The organism is Collinsella sp. SGI.184, assembly GCF_050313415.1.
In the GTDB taxonomy this organism is placed as follows: Bacteria; Actinomycetota; Coriobacteriia; order Coriobacteriales; family Coriobacteriaceae; genus Collinsella.
In genome coordinates this window covers 1-25,855 of sequence record NZ_JBNPLJ010000005.1, presented here as the reverse complement: position 1 = coordinate 25,855, position 25,855 = coordinate 1, and the positions used below count along the sequence as shown (strand labels likewise).

Annotated in this window: 20 protein-coding genes; 12 read left to right on the top strand and 8 right to left on the bottom strand. The window is 60.3% G+C overall.

Translation table 11 applies throughout. The annotated features are described in order from the left end of the window. The first annotated feature begins 12 nt into the window (after positions 1 to 12). From ACQRAJ_RS02690 to ACQRAJ_RS02675, 4 genes are all read left to right on the top strand, one after another. Positions 13 to 672: an amino acid ABC transporter permease gene (locus tag ACQRAJ_RS02690; protein WP_427747662.1), complete on the top strand. Its 660-nt coding sequence runs from the start codon at positions 13 to 15 to the stop codon at positions 670 to 672. Next, positions 669 to 1,502, top strand: a complete 834-nt coding sequence (locus ACQRAJ_RS02685; RefSeq protein ID WP_427747661.1) for an amino acid ABC transporter permease — start codon at positions 669 to 671, stop codon at positions 1,500 to 1,502. The genes ACQRAJ_RS02690 and ACQRAJ_RS02685 overlap by 4 nt, the downstream gene beginning before the upstream one ends. Positions 1,503 to 1,538: 36 nt before the next feature. Then, positions 1,539 to 2,303 carry an amino acid ABC transporter ATP-binding protein gene (locus tag ACQRAJ_RS02680; RefSeq protein ID WP_117840240.1) on the top strand — a complete coding sequence of 255 codons (765 nt, stop codon included), beginning with the start codon at positions 1,539 to 1,541 and terminating at the stop codon, positions 2,301 to 2,303. Positions 2,304 to 2,390: 87 nt separating this feature from the next. Next, positions 2,391 to 3,200, top strand: coding sequence for a gamma-glutamyl-gamma-aminobutyrate hydrolase family protein (locus ACQRAJ_RS02675; RefSeq protein ID WP_427728070.1), 810 nt, complete (start codon positions 2,391 to 2,393; stop codon positions 3,198 to 3,200). Positions 3,201 to 3,271: 71 nt separating this feature from the next. Here the strand turns inward: ACQRAJ_RS02675 and ACQRAJ_RS02670 are convergent, their stop codons facing one another. Both ACQRAJ_RS02670 and ACQRAJ_RS02665 read right to left on the bottom strand, forming a co-directional pair. Further along, positions 3,272 to 5,152, bottom strand: coding sequence for a diguanylate cyclase (locus tag ACQRAJ_RS02670; protein ID WP_427728073.1), 1,881 nt, complete (start codon positions 5,150 to 5,152; stop codon positions 3,272 to 3,274). A gap of 211 nt (positions 5,153 to 5,363) precedes the next feature. Further along, complete coding sequence (locus tag ACQRAJ_RS02665) at positions 5,364 to 6,161, bottom strand: alpha/beta fold hydrolase (protein ID WP_427728076.1); 798 nt, start codon at positions 6,159 to 6,161, stop codon at positions 5,364 to 5,366. Positions 6,162 to 6,386: 225 nt separating this feature from the next. Between ACQRAJ_RS02665 and ACQRAJ_RS02660 the strand changes: the two genes are divergently transcribed. The 3 genes from ACQRAJ_RS02660 (at position 6,387) to ACQRAJ_RS02650 (ending at position 9,285) form a co-directional block, all read left to right on the top strand. Further along, positions 6,387 to 7,163, top strand: coding sequence for a radical SAM protein (locus ACQRAJ_RS02660; RefSeq protein ID WP_427728079.1), 777 nt, complete (start codon positions 6,387 to 6,389; stop codon positions 7,161 to 7,163). Between the two features lie 169 nt (positions 7,164 to 7,332). Continuing rightward, positions 7,333 to 8,220: a type I methionyl aminopeptidase gene (gene map / locus ACQRAJ_RS02655; protein ID WP_427728080.1), complete on the top strand. Its 888-nt coding sequence runs from the start codon at positions 7,333 to 7,335 to the stop codon at positions 8,218 to 8,220. Between the two features lie 123 nt (positions 8,221 to 8,343). Continuing rightward, complete coding sequence (locus tag ACQRAJ_RS02650; RefSeq protein WP_427728083.1) at positions 8,344 to 9,285, top strand: D-2-hydroxyacid dehydrogenase; 942 nt, start codon at positions 8,344 to 8,346, stop codon at positions 9,283 to 9,285. Between the two features lie 285 nt (positions 9,286 to 9,570). Here the strand turns inward: ACQRAJ_RS02650 and ACQRAJ_RS02645 are convergent, their stop codons facing one another. Continuing rightward, on the bottom strand, positions 9,571 to 10,956 hold the full coding sequence (locus tag ACQRAJ_RS02645) for a M18 family aminopeptidase (protein WP_427728085.1): 1,386 nt from the start codon (positions 10,954 to 10,956) through the stop codon (positions 9,571 to 9,573). A 161-nt stretch (positions 10,957 to 11,117) separates the two neighbouring features. On the opposite strand from ACQRAJ_RS02645, the gene ACQRAJ_RS02640 reads away from it, so the two are divergent. Next, positions 11,118 to 12,203, top strand: coding sequence for a carcinine hydrolase/isopenicillin-N N-acyltransferase family protein (locus ACQRAJ_RS02640; RefSeq protein ID WP_427747660.1), 1,086 nt, complete (start codon positions 11,118 to 11,120; stop codon positions 12,201 to 12,203). A gap of 140 nt (positions 12,204 to 12,343) precedes the next feature. Beyond that, positions 12,344 to 13,423, top strand: coding sequence for a 6-phosphofructokinase (locus tag ACQRAJ_RS02635; RefSeq protein WP_154514896.1), 1,080 nt, complete (start codon positions 12,344 to 12,346; stop codon positions 13,421 to 13,423). 513 nt (positions 13,424 to 13,936) lie between these two features. On the opposite strand, the gene ACQRAJ_RS02630 is transcribed toward ACQRAJ_RS02635, so the two are convergent. Then, positions 13,937 to 16,702: an FtsX-like permease family protein gene (locus tag ACQRAJ_RS02630; protein WP_427747659.1), complete on the bottom strand. Its 2,766-nt coding sequence runs from the start codon at positions 16,700 to 16,702 to the stop codon at positions 13,937 to 13,939. A gap of 5 nt (positions 16,703 to 16,707) precedes the next feature. Beyond that, the gene (locus ACQRAJ_RS02625; protein WP_427718202.1) at positions 16,708 to 17,409 is read right to left on the bottom strand and encodes an ABC transporter ATP-binding protein; all 702 of its coding nucleotides are present in this window, start codon (positions 17,407 to 17,409) and stop codon (positions 16,708 to 16,710) included. A 317-nt stretch (positions 17,410 to 17,726) separates the two neighbouring features. Here ACQRAJ_RS02625 and ACQRAJ_RS02620 point away from each other — a divergent pair, with 317 nt between their 5' ends. Then, positions 17,727 to 18,962 carry a chloride channel protein gene (locus ACQRAJ_RS02620; protein ID WP_427747658.1) on the top strand — a complete coding sequence of 412 codons (1,236 nt, stop codon included), beginning with the start codon at positions 17,727 to 17,729 and terminating at the stop codon, positions 18,960 to 18,962. A gap of 206 nt (positions 18,963 to 19,168) precedes the next feature. Here the strand turns inward: ACQRAJ_RS02620 and ACQRAJ_RS02615 are convergent, their stop codons facing one another. The 3 genes from ACQRAJ_RS02615 to ACQRAJ_RS02605 all read right to left on the bottom strand — a co-directional run bounded on the left by ACQRAJ_RS02615 (position 19,169) and on the right by ACQRAJ_RS02605 (position 23,079). Further along, positions 19,169 to 19,747 (bottom strand): methylated-DNA--[protein]-cysteine S-methyltransferase, encoded by a 579-nt coding sequence (locus ACQRAJ_RS02615; RefSeq protein WP_427747657.1) that lies wholly within the window; start codon positions 19,745 to 19,747, stop codon positions 19,169 to 19,171. 696 nt (positions 19,748 to 20,443) lie between these two features. Next, a complete protein-coding gene (locus ACQRAJ_RS02610) occupies positions 20,444 to 21,469 on the bottom strand; it encodes an aspartate-semialdehyde dehydrogenase (RefSeq protein WP_154514908.1) in 1,026 nt (341 codons plus the stop codon). 221 nt (positions 21,470 to 21,690) lie between these two features. Beyond that, positions 21,691 to 23,079 (bottom strand): aspartate kinase, encoded by a 1,389-nt coding sequence (locus ACQRAJ_RS02605; RefSeq protein ID WP_154514910.1) that lies wholly within the window; start codon positions 23,077 to 23,079, stop codon positions 21,691 to 21,693. A gap of 103 nt (positions 23,080 to 23,182) precedes the next feature. Between ACQRAJ_RS02605 and thrC the strand changes: the two genes are divergently transcribed. Then, positions 23,183 to 24,700 (top strand): threonine synthase, encoded by a 1,518-nt coding sequence (gene thrC, locus ACQRAJ_RS02600; protein ID WP_427747656.1) that lies wholly within the window; start codon positions 23,183 to 23,185, stop codon positions 24,698 to 24,700. Between the two features lie 203 nt (positions 24,701 to 24,903). Next, positions 24,904 to 25,785 carry a homoserine kinase gene (gene thrB / locus ACQRAJ_RS02595; RefSeq protein WP_154514914.1) on the top strand — a complete coding sequence of 294 codons (882 nt, stop codon included), beginning with the start codon at positions 24,904 to 24,906 and terminating at the stop codon, positions 25,783 to 25,785. Positions 25,786 to 25,855: the final 70 nt, after the last annotated feature.

The following is a 25,855-nucleotide window of genomic DNA, read 5'->3' as shown; positions in this document are numbered from 1 at the left end:
CGGGAGGTCCGCATGAGTCTCTCCGAGCTCTGGTCGCTCTATGGCCAGAACTATATCGACGCGCTGCTAGCAACCTGGGGCATGACGCTTGAGTCGTTTGCCATCGCCATGGTGCTGGCCGTCGCTGTCACCGTGATGCGCGTGTCGCCGCTCAAGCCGCTGCGCATTTTTGGCGACCTGTATGTTCAGGTCTTCCGTAACATCCCCGGCATCGCGCTGCTTATCATCGTCGTCTATGCGCTGCCGCCGCTCAAGGTCGTCCTGCCCTACCGCACCTGCGTTGTCGTCGCCACGGTCCTTTTGGGCTCGGCCTTTGGCTCCGAGAACTTTATGAGCGGCATCAACACCGTCGGCGTCGGCCAGGTGGAAGCCGCGCGCTCGCTCGGCATGAGCTTCAGCCGTATCCTCGCCAAGATCGTGATTCCGCAGGCGCTGCGCTCGAGCGTGCTGCCCATGACCAACCTCTTTATCGCCGTCATGCTCACCACCGCACTCGGCAGCCAGGTACCGCTTCAACCGCAGGAGCTCACCGGCGTGGTGAGCTACATCAACACGCGCTCGCTCGGCGGCGTCGCCGCGTTCTTTATCTCGGCGCTCGGCTACCTGGGCACGGCCTTTGTGGTGAGCCACATTGGCAACTACATCGATAAGAAGGTGAGGATCCTCCGATGAGCAAGCACTCCTCTTCTGCGCTCACCATGCGCGATGCGCTTTACGAGGCTCCCGGCCCCAAGATGCGCGCCAAGATTCGCATCGGCACCGCTATCTCGCTTGTTGCCGTCGCTGCGCTCGCCGTCCTCGTGTTGCAGCGCTTTTATGTGACCGGTCAGCTTTCGGTCCACTATTGGTATTTCTTTACGCACCTCACCACCTGGAAGTTCCTGCTTGCCGGCTTTGAGGGCACCGTTAAAGTCGCACTCACCGCTGGCGCCATCGCGCTGGTGTTGGGCCTAGCCCTTATGCTCGGCCGCACCAGCGACATTAAGCCGCTGCAGCTGGTCTGCCGCGTGCTCACCGATTTCTTCCGCGGCGTACCGAGCCTGCTGTTCATCTACTTCTTCTTTTTGGTGCTGCCTCAGTACAAAATTGCGCTGCCGTCGTTTTGGATGCTCACGCTCCCCGTCGCGCTCGCTGCAGCCGGCGTGCTGGCCGAGATCTTTCGCGCGGGCGTCAACGCCGTACCGCGCGGGCAGGTCGAGGCAGCCCAAGCGCTCGGTCTCTCCAAAGCTAAAATCACCTTTAAAATCGTGCTGCCGCAGGCGATTCGGTTTATCATTCCGTCGTTGATTTCGCAGCTTGTGGTCGTAGTCAAAGACACCACCGTCGCCTACGTGGTGAGCTACCCCGACCTCATGCAAAATGCCCGCGTGCTCATTACCAACTACGACGCCCTCGTGTCGGTCTACCTGGTAATCGCGGTCATCTACATCCTCATCAACGTCGCGATCAACAAGGCCGCTGTCTACGTTTCGCACAAGACCGGCGCGACCATCATCCGCTAACGCTTTACCATTTCCAGTCATAAGGAGCCGAGCACCATGGCACAGAGCACCTCTTCCACCGGCAATCAGCCGCTGATCGAGCTCAAACACGTCGATAAGCACTATGGCGATCTGCACGTCCTCAACGACATCAATCTCTCGGTCGACCGCGGCGAGGTCGTCGTCGTGATCGGCCCCTCGGGCTCGGGCAAGTCGACCATGTGCCGAACCATCAACCGCTTGGAAACCATCGACTCGGGCGAGATCCTCATCGAGGGCGAGCCCCTGCCGCAGGAAGGCAAGGACCTTGCCCGTATGCGTGCCGAGCTGGGCATGGTGTTTCAGCAGTTCAACCTGTTCGCACATATGACCGTGCTGCAGAACGTCATGCTGGGACCGGTCGACGTGCTGGGCGTCTCCAAGGACGAGGCCCGCGAGCGCGCCATGGACCTGCTGGGCCGCGTGGGCGTTGCCGAACAGGCCGATAAGGTGCCCGCACAGCTCTCGGGCGGCCAGCAGCAGCGCGTAGCCATCGCCCGCTCGCTTGCCATGCAACCCAAGGCCATGCTTTTTGATGAGCCCACGAGCGCCCTTGACCCCGAGATGATCAACGAGGTGCTCGAGGTCATGGTCCGTCTGGCCCAGCAGGGCATGACGATGATCGTCATTACGCACGAGATGAACTTTGCCCGCCGCGTGGCCGATCGCGTCGTGTTTATGGCCGACGGCCAAATCGTGGAAACCGGCACGCCCGACGAGTTCTTCGACCACCCCCAGACCAAGCGCGCCCAGGACTTCCTCAACTCCATCAAGGGCCACTAACCAGCAACCCCGTGGGACAAATCCATTGAAAGTGTTGTCCCACGTCTCTCATGCGCCCTGTCACCTACAGATTCGAAAGCAGCACCCATGATCGGAACACGTACTTCCTCGTCCTATACCCCGCACGTCGACGTTGCCCCCGCCGACCGCCCGCTCATCCTGGTGGCGCCGCGTTGGGAAGAGGCAAAGCCGTTTTTAAGCGAGACGCTCTCCCCCAACGAGGAAATCGCCAGTGTTTTTGTCGATGCCATCCTTGCCGCCGGCGGCCTGCCGCTGCAGATGTCCATCACCGAGGACATTGATGTTATCCGTCATTACGTCGATATCGCCGACGGCATCGCCATTCCCGGCGGCCCCGATGTCAATCCCAAACGTTGGGGCGATGATCGACCCTACGACCCCACCCTCTGCTGCGAGATCCGCGATAGCTTTGAGTTTAAGCTGGTCGACGAGGTGCTCCGCGCCAAAAAGCCGCTCTTTACCACCTGCCGCGGCACGCAGCTGCTCAATGTCGCCACCGGCGGCACCCTGTGCATGGACGTACCGAGCCTGGGCGCGCGCGAGGGCCGCACGCAGTGGCGCCATACCCACGTGCTCAACGACCCCGTGCATCCCGTCGAGGTCGTGCCGGGCTCGCTTCTGGAGCGCGCGGTTGGCGGGCACAGGCTGATCCAGACCAACTCCGCACACCACTGCTGCGTCGAGCGTCTGGGTAAGAGCACGCGCTTGGTCGCCAAGGCAACCGACGGCGTTCCCGAGTGCATCGAAGTCGAAGGCCAGCCTTTCTGCCTGGGCGTGCAATGGCATCCCGAGTACACCTGGCAGACGCTCGAGACCGACTTTAACCTGTGGAAGTCGTTTGTCGAGGCGGCGGCCAAGGTAAAGCAGGCCCGCTAGTTCGCGAACCGCACAACAGATAAGGACGCCCCGCCGGCCACATGGTCCGACGGGGCGTCCCTTTGCCTAGCTTAAACCGAAGGGAACGCGACAACGTCCGCAGGGCGCTCCAGCGTCTCGGCAATGCGATCGCGCACTTCGAGCAGACACTCGATAAGCAGCGGATTGAAAGCGCCGCACTCACCGTCCAGAATCATCCGAATCGCCTCTTCTTGCGAAATGGCGTCCTTGTACACACGCACGCTCGTCAACGCATCGTACACATCGGCCACCGAGACCACCTGAGCGGCAATGGGGATATCGTCGCCCTTAAGACCGTCAGGATAGCCCGTACCATCCCAACGTTCATGATGCCAGCGGGCGATTTGGTACGCATAGTCCAAAAGGGCACTTCCTTCATGGTTTCTGCCCAGATTGCGCAGCATGTCGGCGCCAATGGTAGTATGCGTCTTCATTATTTCAAACTCTTCGGGCGTCAGACGTCCGGGCTTGTTGAGAATCGCATCGTCGATCGACATCTTGCCGATATCGTGCAGCGCCGACGCCAACGCAATCGAAGAACGCTCCTCGTTGCCAAGAGAGTACTTGTCGCTCCGTCGCGCCAAGTCGCCAAGCAGCAGCTCAGTCAACTTCTCGATATGCGTGACATGCCTGCCGCTTTCGCCATTACGGACTTCCATGACGCTCGCCATGATGTCGACGAGTATACGGCTGTTATTGACGCGCGCATTGTACTGCTGCGACAGCAGACTCGTCAGACGACGCTGTTTGGCATACAGTCGAATAATATTGTTGACGCGACGACGCACAATGCGGTCATCGAACGGGCGACTGATATAGTCCGAGGCGCCCAGCTCGTACGCGCGCAGAACCATATCATCGGAATCTTCGCTCGAAATCATGATGACAGGTAGATTGTCACTAACCGATCGGCGCGACAGATCGGCCAGCACCTCAAAGCCGCTTACGCCCGGCATGACAATATCCAGCAGCACGAGCGACAACTCATCGCCATAGCGGTCGACCATGTCGAGCGCCGCACGACCGTTATCAGCCTCGAGGATGCAATACTCATCCTTAAGCATCTCGTTGAGAATGGCTCGGTTCATCTCGGAGTCATCGACAATAAGCACCAAAGGCTTTTCGCTTTGGAAGGCCTCGATGGAATCGGCATCGGTCACGACCGTACCGGCTTTTGCCTTAGCGCGGCTCAATAACTGGACGGCGCGGCCAACGCCCTCATCGACCGTCTCGCCATGAATGAGAACGCCACCAACACATGCCGTCAAGCTCGCGTGCTCATGGCCCGGAATAATCGTGGCATGAACGGCATCGGATACCTGATGCAGGCGACGGGTGAAGTCATCGGAGGGAATATTGGGCATGACGACCACAAACTTGTCGCAGCCATAGTGCACAAGCTCGTCAGTCGAACGGATTCCGCTGCGCATGGCTGTCGCCACAGCACCGAGCGCAAGGTCGCCGGCATGACGGCCACACGTATCGTTGAAGACCCTAAAATCATCAAGGTCGATCATCGCAACGCCGGCATTCATGCGGGCGCTACGGAGCTTTTCCTCGTAATATCGGCGATTGCGCACGCCCGTCAGCACGTCGGTGTAGACAAGGTCCTCTTCTGTGGCCTCTTGCTCATCAATCGGACGCACCATCAGCAAGACGTGAGGCTCACCCTCGACCTTTAGAGGGCGCAGACGGGCGCGGTACTCAACACCATCGTTGAGCAGTTGCTCCGACACCTCACCCGAATCTGCCAAGGCCTCAAGACTCGACTGACGCAGACAAGGGCAGCGATCGCCGGCGAGCAAGCAGTTAGGCTCGCTCTTAATCTGATCGGCCGACAGCAAACGCACCACGGGGTAGGTCTTCGCGACGCGGGCGACCTCAGCGGCAGCCTCCTCGTCGGTTAGATTTGCCTCGTGATTATTGAGCATATGGGGCCCTTTCTATCGTCACGCACGGCAACGGCGCATATCAAATGATACAAGGGTATCATCTAACAGCTGCAGGCAAATGCGCGATTATCGTTGCATTTTTATGACCTGGCAAACAGCGGTAATGGAGCCGCGGGCGCGCGGTTATGGGCGCATTCGTTAACAATGACGAAACGCCAACAGTCTCCCTCCCCGCAGGTCATCGAGCGCGCTAACGCTCCAAGACATCGCGAACGGCGTTTGCCGCCGTAACGGGACGATCGCGCAGACCGTTATGCGCGCCCGGGATCGTCACGAGGGGGCAATCGAGATATTCGGCAGCCGCTCGCGTACCAGCCTCGCGGGGCGTACCGACCGAAAGCTCGCCGAGAAGCACAGCAGCAACGGACTTCGATGCGCGGACACTATCCCAATTGGGAACGTAAGTCATATTTGTTCCGTATTCATTGGCCATGAAGCAACGACCATTGCGCAGGGCATGTTTGGCTTCCGCTTCGGTCGTCCCAGGAGCCTCGGGGTCCAAGTCGCCGAGGGCTCCCAAGAAAAGCCGGAGCGCCCTTGAAACCTTTCCAGCCGCAATCATATCGAGCAAAACCGGAGCTGCGCCCATGCCGACGCCTTCGGCCGACACAGCCGGCTCATGCAAAATCGCACGGGCGACGAGATGGGGTTCGGTGCGAAGAAGCTCCAGCGCCACCAACGTACCGGCGCTGTGCGCGAGGACATTTGCCGGGGCGCCGGCATGTTGGATAACAGCTCGCAGGTCGGCAGCCTGAACTGCCAGATCGTAGCGTCCGTCTGCCGCATCGTCGCTCTCGCCGCAACCACGGCGGTCATAGGCAATGACGCGATAGCCACAGGCGAGCTCGCGGGCGATGCCGTCAAAAAATGTGCCGTCGACGCACGCACCGTGCACGCACACCAAGGCGGGCGCATCGGACGATACATCCGGGCCGGCATACTCGCGGCAGGCAATCGTGGTGCCCGCATTTTCGACCGTAAAATCCATGTTGTGCCCCCATCATCAATGCCCATCCAGTTGCACGTCAGTACGGTTGGATGGACCCGCATTGCCTTATGCCTTGTTAACAGATTAACTGTACCCGAGCCGAGGCTTTTCATGGCACAGCATCATGAGCGACGTGAAAAAACGAAACTTGTAAAGCAAGAGCCCGCACCTTGTTTTGGAGCCGATGCTATGCTTAGGCACAATTGTCTAGAGGAGCATATGCCTATGTCTACGTTTTTGAATGCCAGCCCTATCTTTGGGCCCGTTCGCAGCCGTCGCCTTGGTCTCTCGCTCGGCGTCAACATGATGCCGGCCAGCGGCAAAATCTGCACGTTCGACTGCATGTACTGCGAAAACGGCCTCAACGCCGAGCGCCCCTGCCATGAGCCGTGCAACACAGCCGCCGTAGTACTCGACGCGCTCGAAGCAAAGCTGCGCGAGATGGCAGCCGAGGGCGAGCTCCCCGATGTGATCACCTTCGCAGGCAACGGCGAGCCCACTGCCGCACCGGAGTTTCCGCAGGCCATCGCCGGTGCCGTCGCGCTGCGCGACGAGCTTGCCCCAAACACCAAGATCGCCGTGCTTTCCAACGGCACGCGCGCCGACCGTCCCCAGGTGCATGATGCGCTCATGATGGTCGACGACAACATCCTCAAGCTCGATACGGTCGATCCGGCATTTATCCAGCTGCTCGACCAGCCCGTTGGTCCCTACGACGTCGAGCACCAGATCGAGACGTTCGCGAGCTTTGATGGCCACGTTATCATTCAGACGCTATTCCTAACCGGCGAGTACCAAGGCAAGTCTATTGACAACACGGGCGACGAATACGTCGGCCCTTGGCTTGCGGCGCTCGAGCGCATTCGTCCGCAGGAGGCGACCATCTACACGGTGGCGCGCGAGACACCAGTCGCCGGCCTTGCTAAAGCGGCTCCCAAGGCGCTCGACGCGATTGCCGCACGCGTGCGCGCCCTCGGCATCCCCTGCCAGGTGAGTTACTAGCACCCGTCTGCCCAAGAGCAGCTAATTTGGGATGGGGCTTTTTTGACTGCTTTTGGGAGCGATATGGGCGGCGCAAGGCCGCGCGGACAAAAGCAGTCAAAAAAGCCCCGTCCCAAATTAGCTGCTCTGCGGGTGGGCTATACTAGCCTCGGATGAAAGGAAGTTAGCCATGTTTGACAATGGACCCGTGCCTGGCCGCAACGACGCTTGCTGGTGCGGCAGCGGCAAAAAATACAAGAAATGTCACAGCTCCTTTGATGAGCGCCTCGAGCGCCTGTGGGAAGAGGGCTGGAACGTCCTGCCCCGCACGCTCTATAAGACGCCTGCCGATATCGAGGGCATCAAGCGCTCGGCCGCCATCAACGTGGGCGTGCTCGATTATGTGGGTGAGCATATCACCGCGGGCATGACCACCAACCAGATCGACCAGATGATCTACGACTACACCGTCGAGCATGGTGGAACGCCGGCCGACCTCAACTACGAGGGCTACCCCAAGAGCGTGTGTACCTCGATCAATGACGTAGTCTGCCACGGCATTCCCTGCGATACGGACGTACTGCACGAGGGCGACATCATCAACGTGGACTGCTCAACGATCTTAGACGGCTATTTTAGCGACTCGAGCCGCATGTTCTGCATCGGCAAGGTCTCGGCCGAGCGCCAGCGCTTGGTCGACGTCACCCGCGCCAGCGTGGAGGCGGGCCTGGCAGCCGTCAAGCCATGGCTGCCGCTCTCCGTGATGGCCGAGGCCGTACAAAAGACGGTCGAGGACGCCGGCTTTAGCGTGGTGCGCGAGTACGGTGGCCACGGCATTGGCAAGGAGTTCCACGAGGACCCGTTTGTGGGCTTTACCACCGAGGCGCCCGACGTAGACACTATCATGGTTCCGGGCATGGTCTTTACTATCGAGCCCATGGTCAACGCCGGAGCACCCGACATTAAGATTAGCAAGGGCGATGGGTGGTGCGTGCGCACCAAGGACGGCAGCGACTCGGCCCAGTGCGAGGTACAGCTCGTGGTGACCGAGAACGGCTACGAGCTGCTGAGCTGGTAGCCGTAGATGCGCCAGATGCTGACGAGCACGCTCGTCTTGCCTCCGGCGTTTTATTTGAACGTTTTGCCTGATAAAACCTGCCAAAATAAACCTGTCCCTTTTTGGCAGGTTGAGCGGAGAGGAATGCTTGTGAACATCCTGGTTTTGCTGCCCGTCAACGACCGCCATCGTGCAATTCTTGAGTCGAGCGCTCCGGGCGAGGATTTTATCTACACGAGCGCCGGCGACATCACGCACGAACAGGTCGCCGATGCCGACGTGATCCTGGGCAACATCGACCCTGACATGCTCACGGCATGCGACCATCTCCAGCTGTTGCAATTGCAGACCGCCGGCTATGACGACTACCTTGCCGCCGGCACCGTGCCGGCTGAAGCCAAGCTGTCTTGCTCGATCGGCGCCTACGGTCAGGCCGTGAGCGAGCACATGTTTGCCATGGTCCTTTCCATGATGAAGCGCCTGCCCGGCTATCACGACTTGCAGCGCGAGCATCGCTGGGAGGATTTGGGGCCGGTCACCTCGCTCAAAAACGCCAACGTGCTGGTGCTGGGCGCAGGCGATATCGGTGGCCACTTTGCCACGCTCTGCCGCAGCATGGGTGCGCACGTCCGCGGCATCAAGCGCCATCCGCTCGTCTACCCCATTGTGTTTGAGGACATGGACGACATGGATGCCCTGTCTGAGCGCCTGGCAGAGGCCGACATCGTCGCATCCTTTATGCCCAGCACGCCCGAGACCCGCGGCCTGGCGAACGCCGAGTTCTTCGCCGCGATGAAACCGGGCGCGTTCTTTGCCAACGGCGGCCGCGGCGATCTTGTGGTCGCCGACGACCTGGTTGCCGCTCTGGAATCGGGGCATCTCGCCGGCGCCGCGGTCGACGTCACCGATCCCGAGCCGCTGCCCGCCACAAGCCCGCTGTGGGATGCACCCAACATGCTCATCACGCCGCACGTCTCCGGCTGGTTCCACCTAGCCGCCACGCTCAATAACGTGGTCGACATCGCCGCGGAGAATCTGCGTCACCTGCTGGCCGGCGAAACTTTACGTTGTTGGATTGAGCATTAGATTGTTCCGGCGTTTTACCAAACGCCGGAACCCCTCGACGCTGCGAGCCCGCCGTTCGGCCAATCTGCCGTTCAATTTCAAAGGCGCGACCAGAAGGTCAGCGCCTTTTCATTTCACGGCACCTTGGCTCAAACGGCGGGCTCTCGCTGACTTTTGCTCTACCTGAGGCGGTTTCGCTGGCGTCGGCTTCATCTGCAAGCCTTAGCAGCTCCGTCTTACCGTTGACATTGCGGCATTTGCCCAGATAAAACCTGCCAAAATAAACCCGTCCTTTTTTGGCAGGTTTTAGAGCTCCACACTTTCGGCACCGTTGATGTTTAGGTCGCGCTCGTAGAAAGCCGTGAGGGCACGAATCGCGTACATCACGTCGCGCACGCCACCGGTCTCGTAGCTCGAGTGCATGGCCAGCTGCGGCAGGCCCACGTCCACGGCGTGCATGCTCGCCTGCATATTGGACAGATTGCCGAGCGTGGAGCCACCCGCCATATCGCTCTTGTTGGCAAAGGCTTGCGTGGGCACGTCTGCGTCATCGCAGATGGCCTGGAACACTGCGCGGCTAAAGGCATCGGTGCAGTAGTGCTGGTTGGCGGCTTCCTTGATGACGATACCGCCGTTGAGCACGACCTGGTTGTGGGCATCGCACTTCTCGGCGTGGTTGGGATGCACGGCGTGCGCGTTGTCGCAGCTCACGAGCATCGAGGCGGCAAGCGCACGGTGGTACGACTCGTCATCAAAGCCCAGCGACCCGTTAATGCGACGCAACGCATCGGCCAAGAACGTCGACATGGCGCCCTGCTTGGTCTCGGAGCCAACCTCCTCGTTGTCGAAGCAGCAAAAGACCGAGATGTCATGTGCATTCTCGGCGCCCAAAAATGCCTGCAGCGAGGTGTAGGCGCAGGCTAGGTCGTCGAGCTTGGGCGTCGAGATAAACTCGTCGGCCCAGCCCCAAATGTGCGCGTCCTGACGATTGACCAGAAACAGATCGCGGCCCAAAATCTGCTCGGGCTCGACGTCCAGTTCGTCGGCGATCAGAGCATCGAAGTCGCCCTGCTTAAGCTCGCCGGCGCTGATGAGCGGGCACAGGTCGACAGCGCGGTTGGGTGCAAAGCCCTCATTGACGCCACGGTCCATATGGATAGCAAGACTCGGAATGATAGCGACCTCGCGCTCGGTGGCAAGCAGGCGGCTCTCAATACGGTCGCCCTCGCGCACCAACACGCGTCCAGCCAGCGCCAACGGGCGATCGAACCAGGTGTAGTCGATCATGCCACCGTAGGCCTCGGTGTTCAGGCGCAGCGTCTCGCCCGCGCCGTCAAGCTCGGGCACGGCCTTGACCTTAAACGTCGGAGAATCGCTGTGCGACGCCGTGAGCTGAAAATGATAGTCGCCGGCAACGCCGTCCTCGCCCCACGTCGCGGCCAGGTCCTCGCCCACCTTAAAGGCGATAACGCTCGAGGTGTTGCGCTGCGTGTAATAACGCCCGCCCGGCTCGATGTCCCACGCCGCATTCTCGGGCAGGTAGGTAAAGCCCGCCTCGTCGAGCTCGGCCATAATGGTCGCCGCCGTATGGAACATGCTGGGGCACGCCTCGATAAAGTCGATAAGGTCGTTGGCGGCCTCGATATCGTCGGCCGTCACATGCGCGCGCTCGGGCGTTTCCTGATCCGTCATGCTCTCCCCTTTCGCTGGGTTGATGGTCCCCTCCAGCATACCCCGCCACGCCAGCGCCGCACTCTTCATTCCATGTTTAATCCCGTGCCGCTCACCAGGTTGAGCCATCATGCCCGCGCTCCTTTTGCGATAATTACGCCAACAGGACGAGAGGAGCCGTCATGAAGCCACGTAACATTGCCATCGCCTGCGGTGTCGCGGGAGTCACCGTCGGCCTTGCCGCTGCCACCGGTATCGTTTACCGCAAGCAAATCAAGTCCGCCGCGTCGCTCAGACGCTTGACCGGCTACGCGGATGGCTATGACCTGTACGCAATCGACATCGCCTACGACTACGATCTTGATCGCATCATCGCCGCTGGCGTGCGCGACGACCAGGCCTACATCGATGCCGTGGTGGCGCAGGTGCTGCCCGGTATGCCGGCACATGTCCAGGCTCCCCAGTTTGCCTGCAGCGCTTTTGTCGCCGTAGATGCCGAAGGCCGCGTGCGCACCGGTCGCAATTACGACTTTAAGGACGACACCTCGGCGCTGCTGGTGCGCAATCACCCACGCGGCGGCTATGCCTCCATCGGGTTTGCCGCCCTTAACAACCTGGGCGATAACACTCCGCTTGACTCCGTCGCCGGACGCGCCGCCGCACTCATGGGTCCGTTTGCCCAGCTCGACGGTGTTAACGAATGCGGCGTTTCCGTTGCCGTACTCACCCTTGATTCCAAGCCCTGTGACCAGGACACGCAACGCCCTGTCATCAATACCTCGCTCGCCATCCGTCTGGTGCTCGACCGTGCCGCCACCACGCAAGAAGCTGTCGACCTGCTTTCCGCCTACGACATGCACGCCATGGCAGGACGCGATTATCACTTCTTTATCAACGACGCCACCGGTGACGCGCGCGTAGTAGAGTGGGATCCGCACGATCCGGACCGCGCTTTCCAAGCGACTCCTGTACGCCAGGTTACGAACTTCTACCCCTGCTATGGCGACGAAGTGCTGCCCAACCAAAGGAACGGCGAGCTGGGCCATGGTAAAGAGCGCGCCGTCGCAATTGCCGATGTCCTTGACGCCCATGTCGGTGCCCAGGACGAAACGATTGCCTGGGAAGCCCTGCGCGCTGCAGCGCAAGAGCCCAATCCGGAAGACATCACCAGCAATACGCAATGGTCGGTCGTCTTTGACAATACCGAACCCGCCGCCGCTATTACGCTGCGCCGCCACTGGGGCGACGTCGACGCCTTCGCGCTGTAAGGAGCCATGCCCGTCGACCTTACGCTCGCCTGACGTTGTTTACATTTCTATACGCTTGAGCTAACACGTTTTACCCCCGTATCAACAGTGTGCGGGGGTAAACTTATGCGCATGTTATAACTTGCCCGGAAGGATTCATCATGCTTAGGATCGGTCTTCTTACCAGTGGCGGCGACTGTCAGGCGCTCAACGCCACCATGCGCGGCATCGTCAAAACGCTTATGACCAATAGCGAAGAACCTATCGAGATCTATGGTTTTGAGGACGGCTACCAGGGCCTTATCTACAGCAGGTTCCGCGTCATGACGCCCGCCGATTTTAGCGGCATCCTCACCCGCGGCGGCACCATTTTGGGCACGAGCCGCACGCCGTTCAAGCGCCTGGACATTCCCGAGGCCGACGGTGTCGAGAAGGTGCCCGCGATGGTCCACACCTATCACAAGCTGCAACTCGACTGCCTGTTTATGCTGGGCGGCAACGGCTCCACCAAGACTGCCAACCGCCTGCGCGAAGAGGGCCTCAACGTTATCGCTCTGCCCAAGACCATCGATAACGACACCTGGGGCACCGAAATGACATTTGGCTTTACGAGCGCCATCGACGTCGCCACCAAGTGCATCGACGACATCCACACCACCGCCTCGAGTCACGGCCGCGTGTTCGTTATCGAGATCATGGGCCACAAGGTTGGCTGGATCCCGCTGTACGCCGGCGTCGCGGGCGGCGCGGACGTCATCCTGATTCCCGAGATTCCCTACGACATGGGTAACGTCATCAAGACCATCGAGCATCGCATGGAGACCGGCAGCCGCTTTACGATCGTGGCCGTCGCCGAGGGCGCTATCTCCAAGGAGGACGCGGCGCTGCCCAAGAAGGAGTACAAGAAGAAGCTCGCCGAGCGCACGAGTCCGTCGATTGTCTACGACATTGCCAAGGAAATCGAGGCCAAGACCGGTCGAGAGACCCGCGTCGCCATCCCCGGCCACACGCAGCGCGGCGGTCAGCCCGACGCCCAGGACCGCATCTTTGCGACCCAGTGCGGCGTTGAGGCGGCACTGGGCTGCCTACGCGGCGAGTTTGGCTACATGATTGCCCTGCGTGACGGCAAGATGTGCCACATGCCGCTCGAGGAGGTCGCCGGCAAGCTCAAGTTTGTCGATCCCCAGAGCGACCTGGTACGCGAGGCCAAGGCGCTGGGCATCAGCTTCGGCGACGAATAGCCTCGGCCGAAATCCATCCCATCGGGCCCTCCGACCCCGCCCGACGTATTTCGATTTGGCTCCTCCCTTGACTCCGTCAAAGGTCGCCAATCGAAATCGTCGGTCGGGGTCGGAGGGCCCTGCGTTTACATGCTCGCCGAGGTTATTCGTCTTCTTGCTGCGGGTGCCTAGGGCAGGAGGCGCCGTGCATTTTTGGGAGTTTTCAGCAGCCGAGGGTGCCTGCATACTGAATTTTGGGCGAAAGGCAGGCGCCATGGGCCGCATCTTGTAAAAACGAGCGGCTCTTGAGGCGTTGGGAGCTCAGAATCAGGGCTTTCAGCGCAGTTTTGTGCGCCCGCTCCCATACTCGTGGACTCCGGAATGCTGAATTCTCCGGAATTTGCACGCCGCCTCTGGGGGTACCTGCGGGCAAAAAGCAACCGCCCCGCCAAAATATGCATTCTGCGGGGCGGTTTATGCAATAAAGCGACTGCGGCACGTCACAGCTCGCTACAACTTGAATCCAAGAACAGGTTACTCGGCGCTCTTGAGGGCACCGACCATGTCAATCTTGTTGAGGGTACGGTTGGTGGCGAGGTTGACGATAAACGTAAAGCCAAATGAAAGCACCACAGCGAGCACGAAACTCAGCGGCTCGACCTCAACATCAAAGTACAGCGACGGCATCTGAAGAACGTACGTAAAGCTCTCGGCAAGCAGGCCACCCAGCGGCACGCCCAATGCGGTGCCAATCGCCGTAAGGATCAACGTCTCCTTATTGACGTAGTGGTGCACCTCGCCACGGCGGAAGCCCAGCACCTTGATGGTCGCCAGCTCGCGTTCGCGCTCCGAAATATTCGTATTAGACAGCGTAAACACCACCACAAACGACAGGCACGCCGCCATAAAGGTCACAAGCACTACGACCGAATTGATAATCGTAAAGTTCGACTCATAGTTCTCCCAATGCTCGGCCGTACTCGAAATCGTAAGCCAACCGTCACTCTTAAGCTTCTTGCTAAACGCAATCTGGTCGGCCGACGAGCCCTTAAGCAGCACAAAGATGCCGTTAAGACGCGCGCTTCGGCCGAACGCGCGCTCATAGGTGCCCTGCGTCATATAAAGCGTGTTGCCCAAATAATTGAGCGAGATATCGCTAACCTTGACCTTGGTAACATTGAGCGACGAATCCTGGACCTGCGCCGTATCGCCCGGCTGAATCCCCAGCACCAGCTGTGAACTCTTGCTTAAATACACGTCCCCGTCACGCAGGGCGAGCGGTTCTTTGGACTCATCCTCCAGGCGCACGTAATCGTCCAGGTCATTCGTGCGGTCATCGGGCACCACGATGAGCTGTACGGTCTCGCTCTTACCGCCAAACGTAAAGGTGACGTTGTCGGTCATAATCGGCAGGGTCGAGGTCACGCGTACGCCGGAGTCGCTGGCCGCGCTACGCTCTTCCAGCGCCGCACACGTCTGAGCATAGTCATCGGGATTGGCGACCGCCAGCAAGTCATAGCGCGTGATGTGCCCGTACTGTTTGGGCGAAAGCGCCACCGACGTATCGCGGATGCCCATACCGCAGATCACGAGCGCCGTGCAGCCGGCGATACCGAAGATGGTCATAAAGGCACGTTTTTTGTAGCGGAACAGGTTACGCGCTGCCACCTTGTTCAAAAAGCCCATGCGGCGCCAAATAAAGCCGATGCGCTCAAGCAAGATGCGCGAGCCGGCTCGCGGGGCCTTGGGACGCATAAGCGAGGCTGGGGTCTCGGCCATCTCGTGGCGGCAGGCGATAATCGTGGCACCCACCACGCCCACGGTAAACAGCGCCACCGAGACGATCGAGGACACGATGTCGTACGAAAGCAGCATCTGGGGCAGTGAGTACATGTCGTCGAACACCGTAAACAGGAACAGCGGCAACCCCACAAATCCGATGATGTTGCCGAGTACGCCGCCGAACAGACATGCCCACAGCGAGTAGTCCACGTATTTGGACAGGATTCGCCCGCGTGAATAGCCGAGCGCCTTGTATAAGCCAATGAGCGTGCGCTCCTCCTCGACCATACGAGTGGCGGTGGTAAGGCTGATGAGCACGGCTACGACAAAGAAAATAAATGGGAAAACCGTGGCAATGGCCTCAATCGAAGAGCTGTCGCTCTCGACGCTTGAGTAGCTTGCGATGTTACCGCGATCCTGGATGTACCAAGTGCATTCGCCCAGATCGGAAAGCTCGGCGCGTGCATCGGCAAACTGCTGGTCGGTGGCGGCGCGGCGCTGGTCCAAATCGGCCTGAGCCCGAGCGCGCTCCTCACTGCCCTGGGGCATGCGGTTGATGTTGTCCTGCTCAATCCCAAAGAGCATATTCGCCTGGCGCTCGGAGGCATCCAAGCTTGCCGGCGCGTCGACCGTCAGCTCTTGGACGCGCACCTCCTCACGCTCGTCGCGAATCTTCTCGATATTACCCTTGACCTCGTTGATCTTTGTCGTGTAGGCATCTGAATAGGAGTTGAGGCTCTTGGCTCCCTCGACGATCACGTGGACCGCGGAGTAGGAAGAAGATGTCGCGGCATCCTCGCTCACATAGAACTTATAGTCCGCAGCCGAAGCAGCGCGAAAGGCGTTGACTGTCGAGTCGGAGCTCACATCAGTAGGATCGAGGACCTCGGCCGTAATGGTGTAATCACCCGCGGCAAACTGGTCCTTGGCGCTTTGGTTCGACGAGCTCGCGTCATTGGCGGCAAAACTCACCGTGTCGCCGAGCTTTTTGCCCGAAGCCTTCAGGAACTTCGAAGTCACCGCGACCTCGCCGGCGCTCTCGGGCAAATCGCCGCTCACCAGCACCGGTTGATCGATATTCTTCCTGGAAAAGCTCTGCACGACTACACGCTCGCGCGTGGTACCCACGGCGGTGTAGGCGGTCTCGGTGTAGATGCCCTCGGCCGTCTCGACGCCGTCGACCTCTTGAATGGCCGCAAGATCGTCGCGCGTAAGGCCATAGGTCGACTGCACGTTAATGTCATAGACATTCTGCTGGTCAAAATAGACGTCGACCGAATCGCGCAGATCCTCGCAGCCCGCCTTAAGACCGCACATCACGCTCACGCCGAGCGCGGTAATGACCACGATAGATAGGAAGCGCTTAAGACTGCCTCGGATTGTGCGGGAGATGCCACGGCGAAAAACCGTCGGCGCCATATCATTTGAGCTTTGAGCGGTACGGTAGGTCGCGAACTCCCGATCGTTACCCACGTGCTCCGTATCGTGGTTTTGGCTGTTTTGGCGATCTTGGTCCATGGGCGCTACCACTCGATCGTCTCGATAGGCACGGGATTTTGCTGGACCGTCTCGCTCTCCACACGACCGCTCTTAAAGCAGATCAGGCGATCGGCCATGGGCGCGAGCGCGGAGTTGTGCGTGATGATGATGACCGTAATGCCCTGCTTGCGGCAGGTATCCTGCAGCAGCTGCAAGATCTGCTTGCCGGTTTTATAGTCGAGCGCGCCCGTGGGCTCATCGCACAGGAGCAGCTTGGGGTTCTTGGCCAGTGCGCGGGCGATGGACACGCGCTGCTGCTCGCCGCCCGAAAGCTGCGCGGGGAAGTTGGCGAGGCGCTCGCCCAGGCCAACCTGGCGAAGTGTCTGTTCGGCATCGAACGAATCGGGGCAGATTTGCGCCGCAAGCTCGACGTTTTCGAGCGCCGTCAGGTTGGGAACCAGGTTATAGAACTGGAAGACAAAGCCGACGTCGGCGCGGCGGTATTCCACGAGCTGCGCCTCATTGGCGGAACTCACGTCGCGCCCATCCACCGTTACGGTGCCGGAAGTCGCCGTATCCATGCCGCCCAGAATGTTGAGCGCCGTGGTCTTGCCGGCACCCGAAGCACCCAGGATAATGGCGAGCTCACCGCGCTCGACCGTAAAGCTCGCGCCGTCCAGCGCGTGAATGCGGGCGTCACCCTCGCCGTATGCTTTGACGACGTCTTTGAATTCGATATAAGCCATCGATTAATTCCCATCTGGTCGGATAACTCTTTAGTATTACCCATTTCGCACCGACCAAAAAGGGACAGGTTTATTTTGGCAGGTTTTATATGGGGAAACGAGGGTGCGGGCAGGCACCAGGACTGTCCACGGCAACCATTTGACCCAAACCGTATCCACCGCTATGATGCCACTGCGGAATGAATGTCTCCGTTGGGTGCGCCAGCCAAGAAGCTGCCGCGTTACCCTAAACCGCCTTGTTGCTGATGACTTCTGCTGTTACGTGATGCCCCTAGGCATCACGCTGCGGCAGGAGTCTTTTTTGTTTTGGAGGAGAAGTGTCGGAAAGCAGCGCATCGAGCAGAATCAAACGTCTGCTCAACACCTATAGCGGTCTTGTGCTTATGGGTGCCGTCGGAATCCCCGTCGGTATCATCGTTGGCGCCATCTGCGCGCTCTTTGGACGCGTGCTTTTGGCGATCGGCGCCTTCCGCGACGAACACATCACCCTGCTCCTCCCCTTCCTCGCCCTTATGGGCCTTGCCATCGTGTTTGCCTACCACGCTTGGGGCAAGGGTACCGACCGCGGCATGAGCCTGGTATTCGACGTAGGCCACGGGCGTGAGGACGCCATCTCGCCGCGCTTGGTGCCGCTCATTATGCTGAGCACGTGGGGGACGCACCTCTTTGGCGGCAGTGCAGGACGCGAGGGCGTGGCCGTGCAGATCGGTGCAACCGTCTCACATTGGATCGGCCGACGTCTACCTTTCCGAGACCCCGGCAACACGTTTTTGCTTATCGGCATGGCCGCCGGCTTTGCCGGGCTCTTTCGAACGCCCCTTGCTGCCACGGTCTTTGCTATCGAAGTACTGGTCGCAGGACGCATGGAATACCGCGCGCTGTTTCCCGCGCTTACAGCCTCGCTCGCCGCAAGTATGACCTCCGGTGCCCTGGGACTCGAGAAGTTTGAGGTCGCCGTTGTCGCCTCATGCGCGCTTGATCTCCCCGGTCTTGGACGGCTTGCGGTACTAGGCATCGCGTTTGGCATGGTAGGCGGTGCCTTTGCCTGGTGCCTTGCGCATGCCAAGACCCTTGCGGCGCGGCTGCTCCCCAACCCCTATGCGCGCATCGTCGCTATCGGCATCGCGCTATCGGCGATTCTGTTCGCACTGTGGCAGGGTCGATACTGCGGCCTTGGCACCAACCTGATATCGGCGGCGCTCAACGGTAACGGTAAGGTCGCCATCATGCCTTGGGACTGGGCGCTCAAATTCGTGCTCACCATCGCCACACTTGCCGCAGGATATCAGGGCGGTGAGGTGACGCCGTTGTTTTCCATCGGAGCCAGCCTGGGTGTCGTACTCGCCGGGTTTCTCGGCATGCCCGCCGAACTCTGCGCCGCGCTGGGCTACGCAGCCGTCTTTGGCAGCGCCACCAATACGCTGCTCGCACCCATCCTTATTGGCTGCGAAGTCTTCGGCTTTGGTAATCTGCCGATGTTCTTTATTGTCTGCGTCGTGGCTTACCTGTTCAACATGGATAAGTCGATCTACGCCCTGCAGAAGCGAGCGTAGAAAGATGTCCAAGCAGGTGGTCTCAACCGGAAACGGCGTCCCACTCTGAGGCTGTATTCCGGGACACGGTTTCCGCTTGGGACGCCATTCGGAAAGCGCATCCCGCTTTAAAACGGAATTCCGGGACGTGGTTTCCGTCTGAGTCTCCATTCGGAAAGCGTGTCCCGTTCTTTCACGGCATCTTGGCTATGCAAAGTGCTCGAACGTTATTCCTCGTACGCGCCCTCAAGCCGAAGCAGCCACTCCTTGCGATCGAGCCCGCCGGCATATCCGTTAAGCGAGCCGTCGGCGGCAACCGCGCGATGGCACGGCACGATAATCGAAATAGGGTTGCGAGCGACCGCAGCCCCCACCGCACGAGGAGACACAACGGGGTCTTCGTTCCCCGGCACCCGATGGCGGGCGGCGACACGAGCCGCAATCTCGCCATACGTGGCGACCTCGCCACGCGGAATAGAAAGCAGCTCAAACCAAACTTCACGCTGAAACGCCGTACCGATCATATGCAACGGCGGCGTATACCGAGGCTCCTGCCCTGCAAAATAAGCATTCAGCCAAGCCCACGAACGCTCAAGCACCGAAGAAGCCGCACCATGAGCCGGACTCGCCGACGACATGCCACCAGCACCGGAAACCGCATCGGCCCCTTCAACATGTTCGGAGTCTTCCCGGAGAAGCGTGGAGCCAAAGTGCTCCTGCCCCTCAAACCAAAGCCCCGTCAGGCCGCGGCCATCAGCGGCAAGCAGGATTTCGCCCAAAGGCGAAGCAAACGTCGTCGTGACCACCAGCGGCTCCTTTCAAAACTCCGCACCATAATACCGCGAATTGTGCAGACAACCTGTCTGATACGCCCGGGCAGGCTCGTAATTGTTTAAGCGAGGCCGCTTTCCCCAATCAAGAGAAGAAGACGCGGGGCTTCGACGCCAGAGCGGTACCCATGCCAGCTGAGCTCTAATACTTTTCCCGAGAAGTGAACGAGTAAAAATAGGACCCCAAAGCATCCACACTTTTTGATTACAAAACCGCAGGATTCGCGCAGCAAAACCGCAGGAAATAGCGGTCAAAATATGCCAATGCTTCGGGGGTCCAAAATAGGTCGTTCACTTCTCGGGAAAAGTATTCAACTTCAATTCACCCCAACCCCAAAGTCACCTCAGGCAGCAGGCGCGAAGCGCCGCAGCTGCCGTCACGGACCCGCAGTCCCCAAAGGAGGCAGGCGCAAAGCGCCGAGGCCGCCGCCGGGACCAGGTCCCGCAACGGCCACGTGCCCTCACATCAGCCCAGCGGCCCCAACCAACAACGGCCCCATCGCAGGCCGCTCGCAGCCGAGTCACCGCAGGCGGGGCCGGGCTCAGCTTTCAGAACACTCCGCAGACCAGTGCGGCGCCTTGTCCGCAGCTCCGAAGGAGCAGGACAAGGCGCCGCACATGGTCGAGGACGTTCTGAAAGCTAAGTCCGGCCCCCGCCGGACAGTTCCACCGCTACTCGCAGAGCAGTTTGGCGATCTGGACGGCGTTGGTTGCCGCGCCCTTACGGATTTGGTCGCCACAGCACCAGAAGGTGATGCCACGCGCGGCCTCGGGGTTCGAGATGTCGCGGCGCACGCGACCGACCCAAATCAGGTCCTGGTCGGAGGTGTCCATCGGCATGGGGAATCGGTCGTGCGCATCCTCGGCGCCCAAGTCGTCGACCAGCTTGACACCCGGGGCAGAAGCCAGCGCAGCACGGGCCTCCTCGACCGTAATGTCGCGCTCAAACTCGAGCGTAATGCTCTCGGAGTGCGAGCGCAGCACAGGCACGCGCACACAAGTGCAGTTCACGCGCAGCTCGGGCAGGTGCATAATCTTGCGACCCTCGTTTTGCAACTTCATCTCCTCGGAGGTAAAGCCCTCCTCCTTGACGCCGCCAATCTGCGGAATCAGGTTGCTCGCCAACTGGGCGGCAAATGCGCGCGGCTCGGGAATCTCCTCGCCACGACCCAGGGCGGCCAGCTGGGCCTCGAGCTCGGCCATACCGGGAGCACCAGCGCCCGAAGCCGCCTGGTACGTCGAGACGATCATGCGCTTCACGCCGGCGAGCTTGTGCAGCGGCCAGGTGGGAACCAGGCCGATGATAGTTGCACAGTTAGGGTTAGCGATAAGGCCGTGATGCCACTTGATGTCGTCGGCATTGATCTCGGGCACGACGAGCGGCACCTCGGGATCCATGCGGAAGGCGTGGCTGTTGTCGACCACGACGGCGCCACGCTTGACAGCCTCGGGCAGCAGCTCCTTGGCGATATCGTCGCCGGCAGCGCCGAGTACGATGTCGCAGCCCTCAAAGGCCTCGGGGCAAGCCTCCTCAATAACAACCTGCTCGCCGCGGAACTCGACGGTCTTGCCCGCAGAGCGCGCGCTCGCCAGCAGCTTGAGCTTGCCAACCGGAAACTCCTGCTCGTTGAGGCACTCGAGCATCTGGGTGCCCACGGCCCCCGTCGCGCCCAAAATAGCAACCGTGTACTGTTTCATGCTTCCCCCTTTAAAGGTTGTGGCTTTTGCCCGCACGCCGAGCAGGCAGGATATTCTTGCCCAGTGTATACAAGAACGGGGCGGACACGAAACCCACCCCGTCGAAACGAAACCGAAACGAAACGCCCCGCGCTAGATTTTTTGGAACATGCCTCAAAAACCCACTCATGCGCCAAAAGGTAGATTTCTAGACATATCCCAAAAATCTACCGGGATGGTCGCTATTTGTGGAGGGCAGCCAGGGCGGGTTCAATCGGTGCAGGAGCCTCCAGATCGGAGACCTTCACAATGCCGTTCTCGTCGGAGAAGGCACGGTAAATGGTCTGAATCGCCAGGTCGAAGTCCTTATCCTCGACACCGATAATGATGTTGATCTCGTCGCAGCTCTGCGAAATCATGCGCACGCTCACGCCAGCCTGGCCGAGCATGCCAAACAGGTGGCCGGAAATACCTGCGCGGCCGCGCAGGTTACGACCGACGGTCGCGATGAGCGCCAGGCCCTCGACAACCTCAATCTCGAGCGGCTCAACCTCCTGCTGGATGTCGCCCACGAGCGAGTACAGCGAATCGTGCACATCCTGCTCCTGCACCACGGCGCCAAAGCGGTCGACGCCGGTGGGCATGTGCTCGACGGAAACGTCATAGCGCTCGAAGACCGAAAGTGCACGGCGCATAAAGCCGACGCGGGGCTTGGTGCGATCGCGGGCCACGTTGATGGCGACAAAACCGCGCTTGCCGGTCACGCCGGTAATGATGGGCTCCGCCTCGCCCTCATCAGCCGTCTCGCTAATGATGGTGCCGGGGTCCTGCGGCGCATTGGTGTTCTTGATGACCAGCGGAATACCCGCCTCGCGCACGGGGAACACGGCCTCCTCGTGCAGGACGCTTGCGCCCATGTACGAAAGCTCGCGCAGCTCCTCGTAGGTAACGCGCGCAATGGGCTGAGCCTCGGGAACAATACGCGGATCGGCAGAGTAGAAGCCCGAGACGTCGGTCCAGTTCTCGTAAAGGTCGGCGTCCAGACACTTGGCCAGGATCGAGCCCGAGATATCGCCGCCGCCACGATCGAGCAGCTTAATCTGGCCCTCACGCGTCGCGCCGTAGAAACCGGGCATAACAAAGCCGCCCTGCTGACCGTACTCCTGCACCAGCTCGGAGGTGCGGTTCATGCTGAGCGTACCGTCGTGATGGAACGCCACAACCGTCGCGGCGTCCAGGAACGGCAGGCCCAGGTACTCGGCCATCAGGCGAGCGGTGAAGTACTCGCCGCGGCTCACAAGCTCCTCGGTGGAGTAGCCGCCCGAGCGGGCGCGCTCGGCAAAGGCCGCGAACTCCTCACGGATGGGATAGGTGAGCTCCAGCTCGTCAGCGATATCAAAATAGCGCTGGCCAATGTCCTCGAGCAGCTCCTCACACGACACGTGATACTTAACGTGCGCGTTAACCAGGTAGAGCAGGTCGGTCACCTTGGTGTCGCCCTTAAAGCGGCGACCGCAGGCGGAAACCACCACAAAACGGCGGGCCGGGTCGGCATCGACGATGGCTTTGATCTTCTTAAAGTGTTCGGCGTCGGCGACCGACGAGCCGCCAAACTTGGCAATCTTAATCATGGGCTGGAGGTTACCTTTCTAAAAGCCTCTGCGAACCTGTTTTGCGCGCTCTGATACCATGGTTTCACCGATTGGGACCAAGGCATCCGAGGAGCAGTGTTATATGGGAACTTATCATAGTACACGAGGACGCACTTTATCGTGCTCAAGTAAGGTGGCAATCCGCACCGGCATCGCTCCCGACGGGGGTTTGTTTGTCTCGGACGAGCTCGGCACCCAGCAGGTCGATATCAGCTCGCTTGCAGATAAATCGTACTTTGAAATCGCTCAAGATGTGTTGGGAATGTTACTGAATGATTACACGGGCGAAGAAATTTCGGCCTGTGTGAATGAGGCATATCGCGGCACGTTCGCGAGTGAAGAGGTTACGCCGCTCGTCAAACTCGACTCTGCGCCGGGCGCTGACGCCCCTCAGACCTATGTGATGGAGCTCTTTGGCGGCCCCACGAGTGCCTTTAAGGACGTCGCCCTGCAGATGCTCCCCCGCCTCATGGCCCGCACTTCCGCCAAGGACGGCGGCGCCGAACGCATCATGATCGTCACCGCCACGTCGGGCGACACCGGCAAGGCCGCACTCGCCGGTTTTGCCGACGCTCCGGGCACGGGCATCACCGTCTTTTATCCCGAAGGCAAAGTCAGCCGCGTGCAGAATCTGCAGATGTCCACACAGGAAGGCGATAACGTCGCCGTCTGCGGCATTCGTGGCAACTTCGACGATGCCCAGAGTGCCGTCAAGCGCATCTTTGCCGATAAGGAGCTTGCCGAGCGCTTGGAGGCCGCCGGAACGGTGCTTTCGAGTGCCAACTCCATCAACGTCGGCCGTCTGGTGCCGCAGGTCGTCTACTACTTTGCCGCCTATGCGCAGCTGTTGCGCGCCGGCGCCATCGAGGCCGGCGACGCCGTGGAGTTCTGCGTACCGACCGGCAACTTTGGCGATATCCTGGCCGGCTACTATGCCAAGCGCATGGGTTTGCCCGTCGCCAAGCTCGTCGTCGCGAGCGACAAGAACAACGTGCTGGCTGACTTCCTGACCACCGGCGTCTACGACCGCAACCGTCCGTTCTTCACGACCATCTCGCCGTCGATGGACATCCTCATCAGCTCCAACCTGGAACGCATGCTCTACTTCCTGTCCGATGGCGACTGCGAGCTTGTTGCCGGCCTTATGGAGCAGCTGGCAAAGACTGGTCACTATGAGGTTCCCGCCGACCTGCTGGCAAAGATTCAGAGCGTCTTTGGCTGCGGCTGGGCCAGCGAGGACGAGGTGCGCGCTGCCATCAAGAGCTGCTGGGATGCGAACGGCTACGTGATCGACCCGCACACCGCTTGCGGCTATCACGTCTTTGAAAAGGTCGCTCCCGCCGAGGGCGCCAAGGCCCGTGTGCTGCTTTCGACCGCCAGCCCCTACAAGTTCCCGCGTGCCTGCTGCGACGCTCTGGGGCTCAACGTTCCCGAGGACGACTTTGAGGCCATGCGCGTGCTCGAGCAGGCCACCAATACGGCCGCACCGGCGCAGCTCGCCGAGCTCGAATCCAAACCCGTCCGCTTCGAAGACGTCTGTGACGTCGATGAGATGGCAAGCTACGTCGAGTCTGCAGCAAAAAAGATGGCTACCAACTAAAACCCTTATTAAGCGCCGGCGAAAGCCGGCGCACCTTCTTTTATCAGATAACCCCCGGGATGATGACGAACGCCCACAGCGTGCCTGGCTGTTTAGTTCGTCGCGAGTTCCGCACGCAAAGGAAAGCACTTAATGTGCTTTCCGTCTTGCGCAGGACTGCCCGAGCAGCGAACTAAACAGCCAGGCACGCCAGGAGGGCCCACATGATCAAAATCACCGTCCCAGCAACCAGCGCCAACTTGGGCATCGGCTACGACACCCTCGGCATGGCCGTCAGCCTCTACTCGCACTTCACCTTCGAGCGCGCTGACAAGCTCACCATCACGGGCTGCCCCGAGGAGTTCCAAAACGAGAACAACCTGGTCTACGTCAGCTTTGTCGATGCGCTGGCCGCATGGGGCGAGCCGGCCTTCCCCGTTGCCATCGACATTCAAACCGATGTACCCGTCGCTCGCGGCCTGGGTTCCAGCTCCACTTGCGTCGTCGCTGGCATTATGGCCGCCGCCGCACTGACAGGCCACACCGTCGACCGCGCTGAGCTCGTCCGCATTGCCACCGAGGTCGAGGGCCATCCCGATAACGTCGCTCCCGCCATCCTGGGCGGCGCCGTCTGCTCCTTTACGCCGACCGATTCGCTCCCCCAGTGCCTGCGCTACGAGGTAAGCGATCGCTTGCGTTTTATTACCGTGATTCCGCCCTACGAGGTTCACACGAGCGAGGCGCGCAAGGTCGTGCCGCAGGAGATTCCGCTCTCCACCGCCGTATGGCAAATGGGCCGTATCGCCGGCATGACGCGAGGCCTGGAGGCCGGCGACCTCGACCTGATTGCTGCCGCCAATGACGACCGCATCCAGGAGCCCTATCGTCGTCGCCTGATTCCCGACTACAACGCTGTGCGCGACACCTGCCTTAACGGCGGCGCCAAGACCATCTGGATCAGCGGCTCGGGCTCTACCCTTATGGCTGTGACCGACGACACCATCGTGGCAAAATTCCTGCAGGTCAAGCTGCGCGAGCAGTTCCCCAAGTGTGAGACGCACATTCTGACGTGCGACACCGAGGGCGCTCAAATCGAGTACCTGTAGCGCCCTGTCTCATTGCTCTCACCGGTCTCCTTGGGGCTTCCCCTGAAAACGTCCTCGATCATGAATTGCC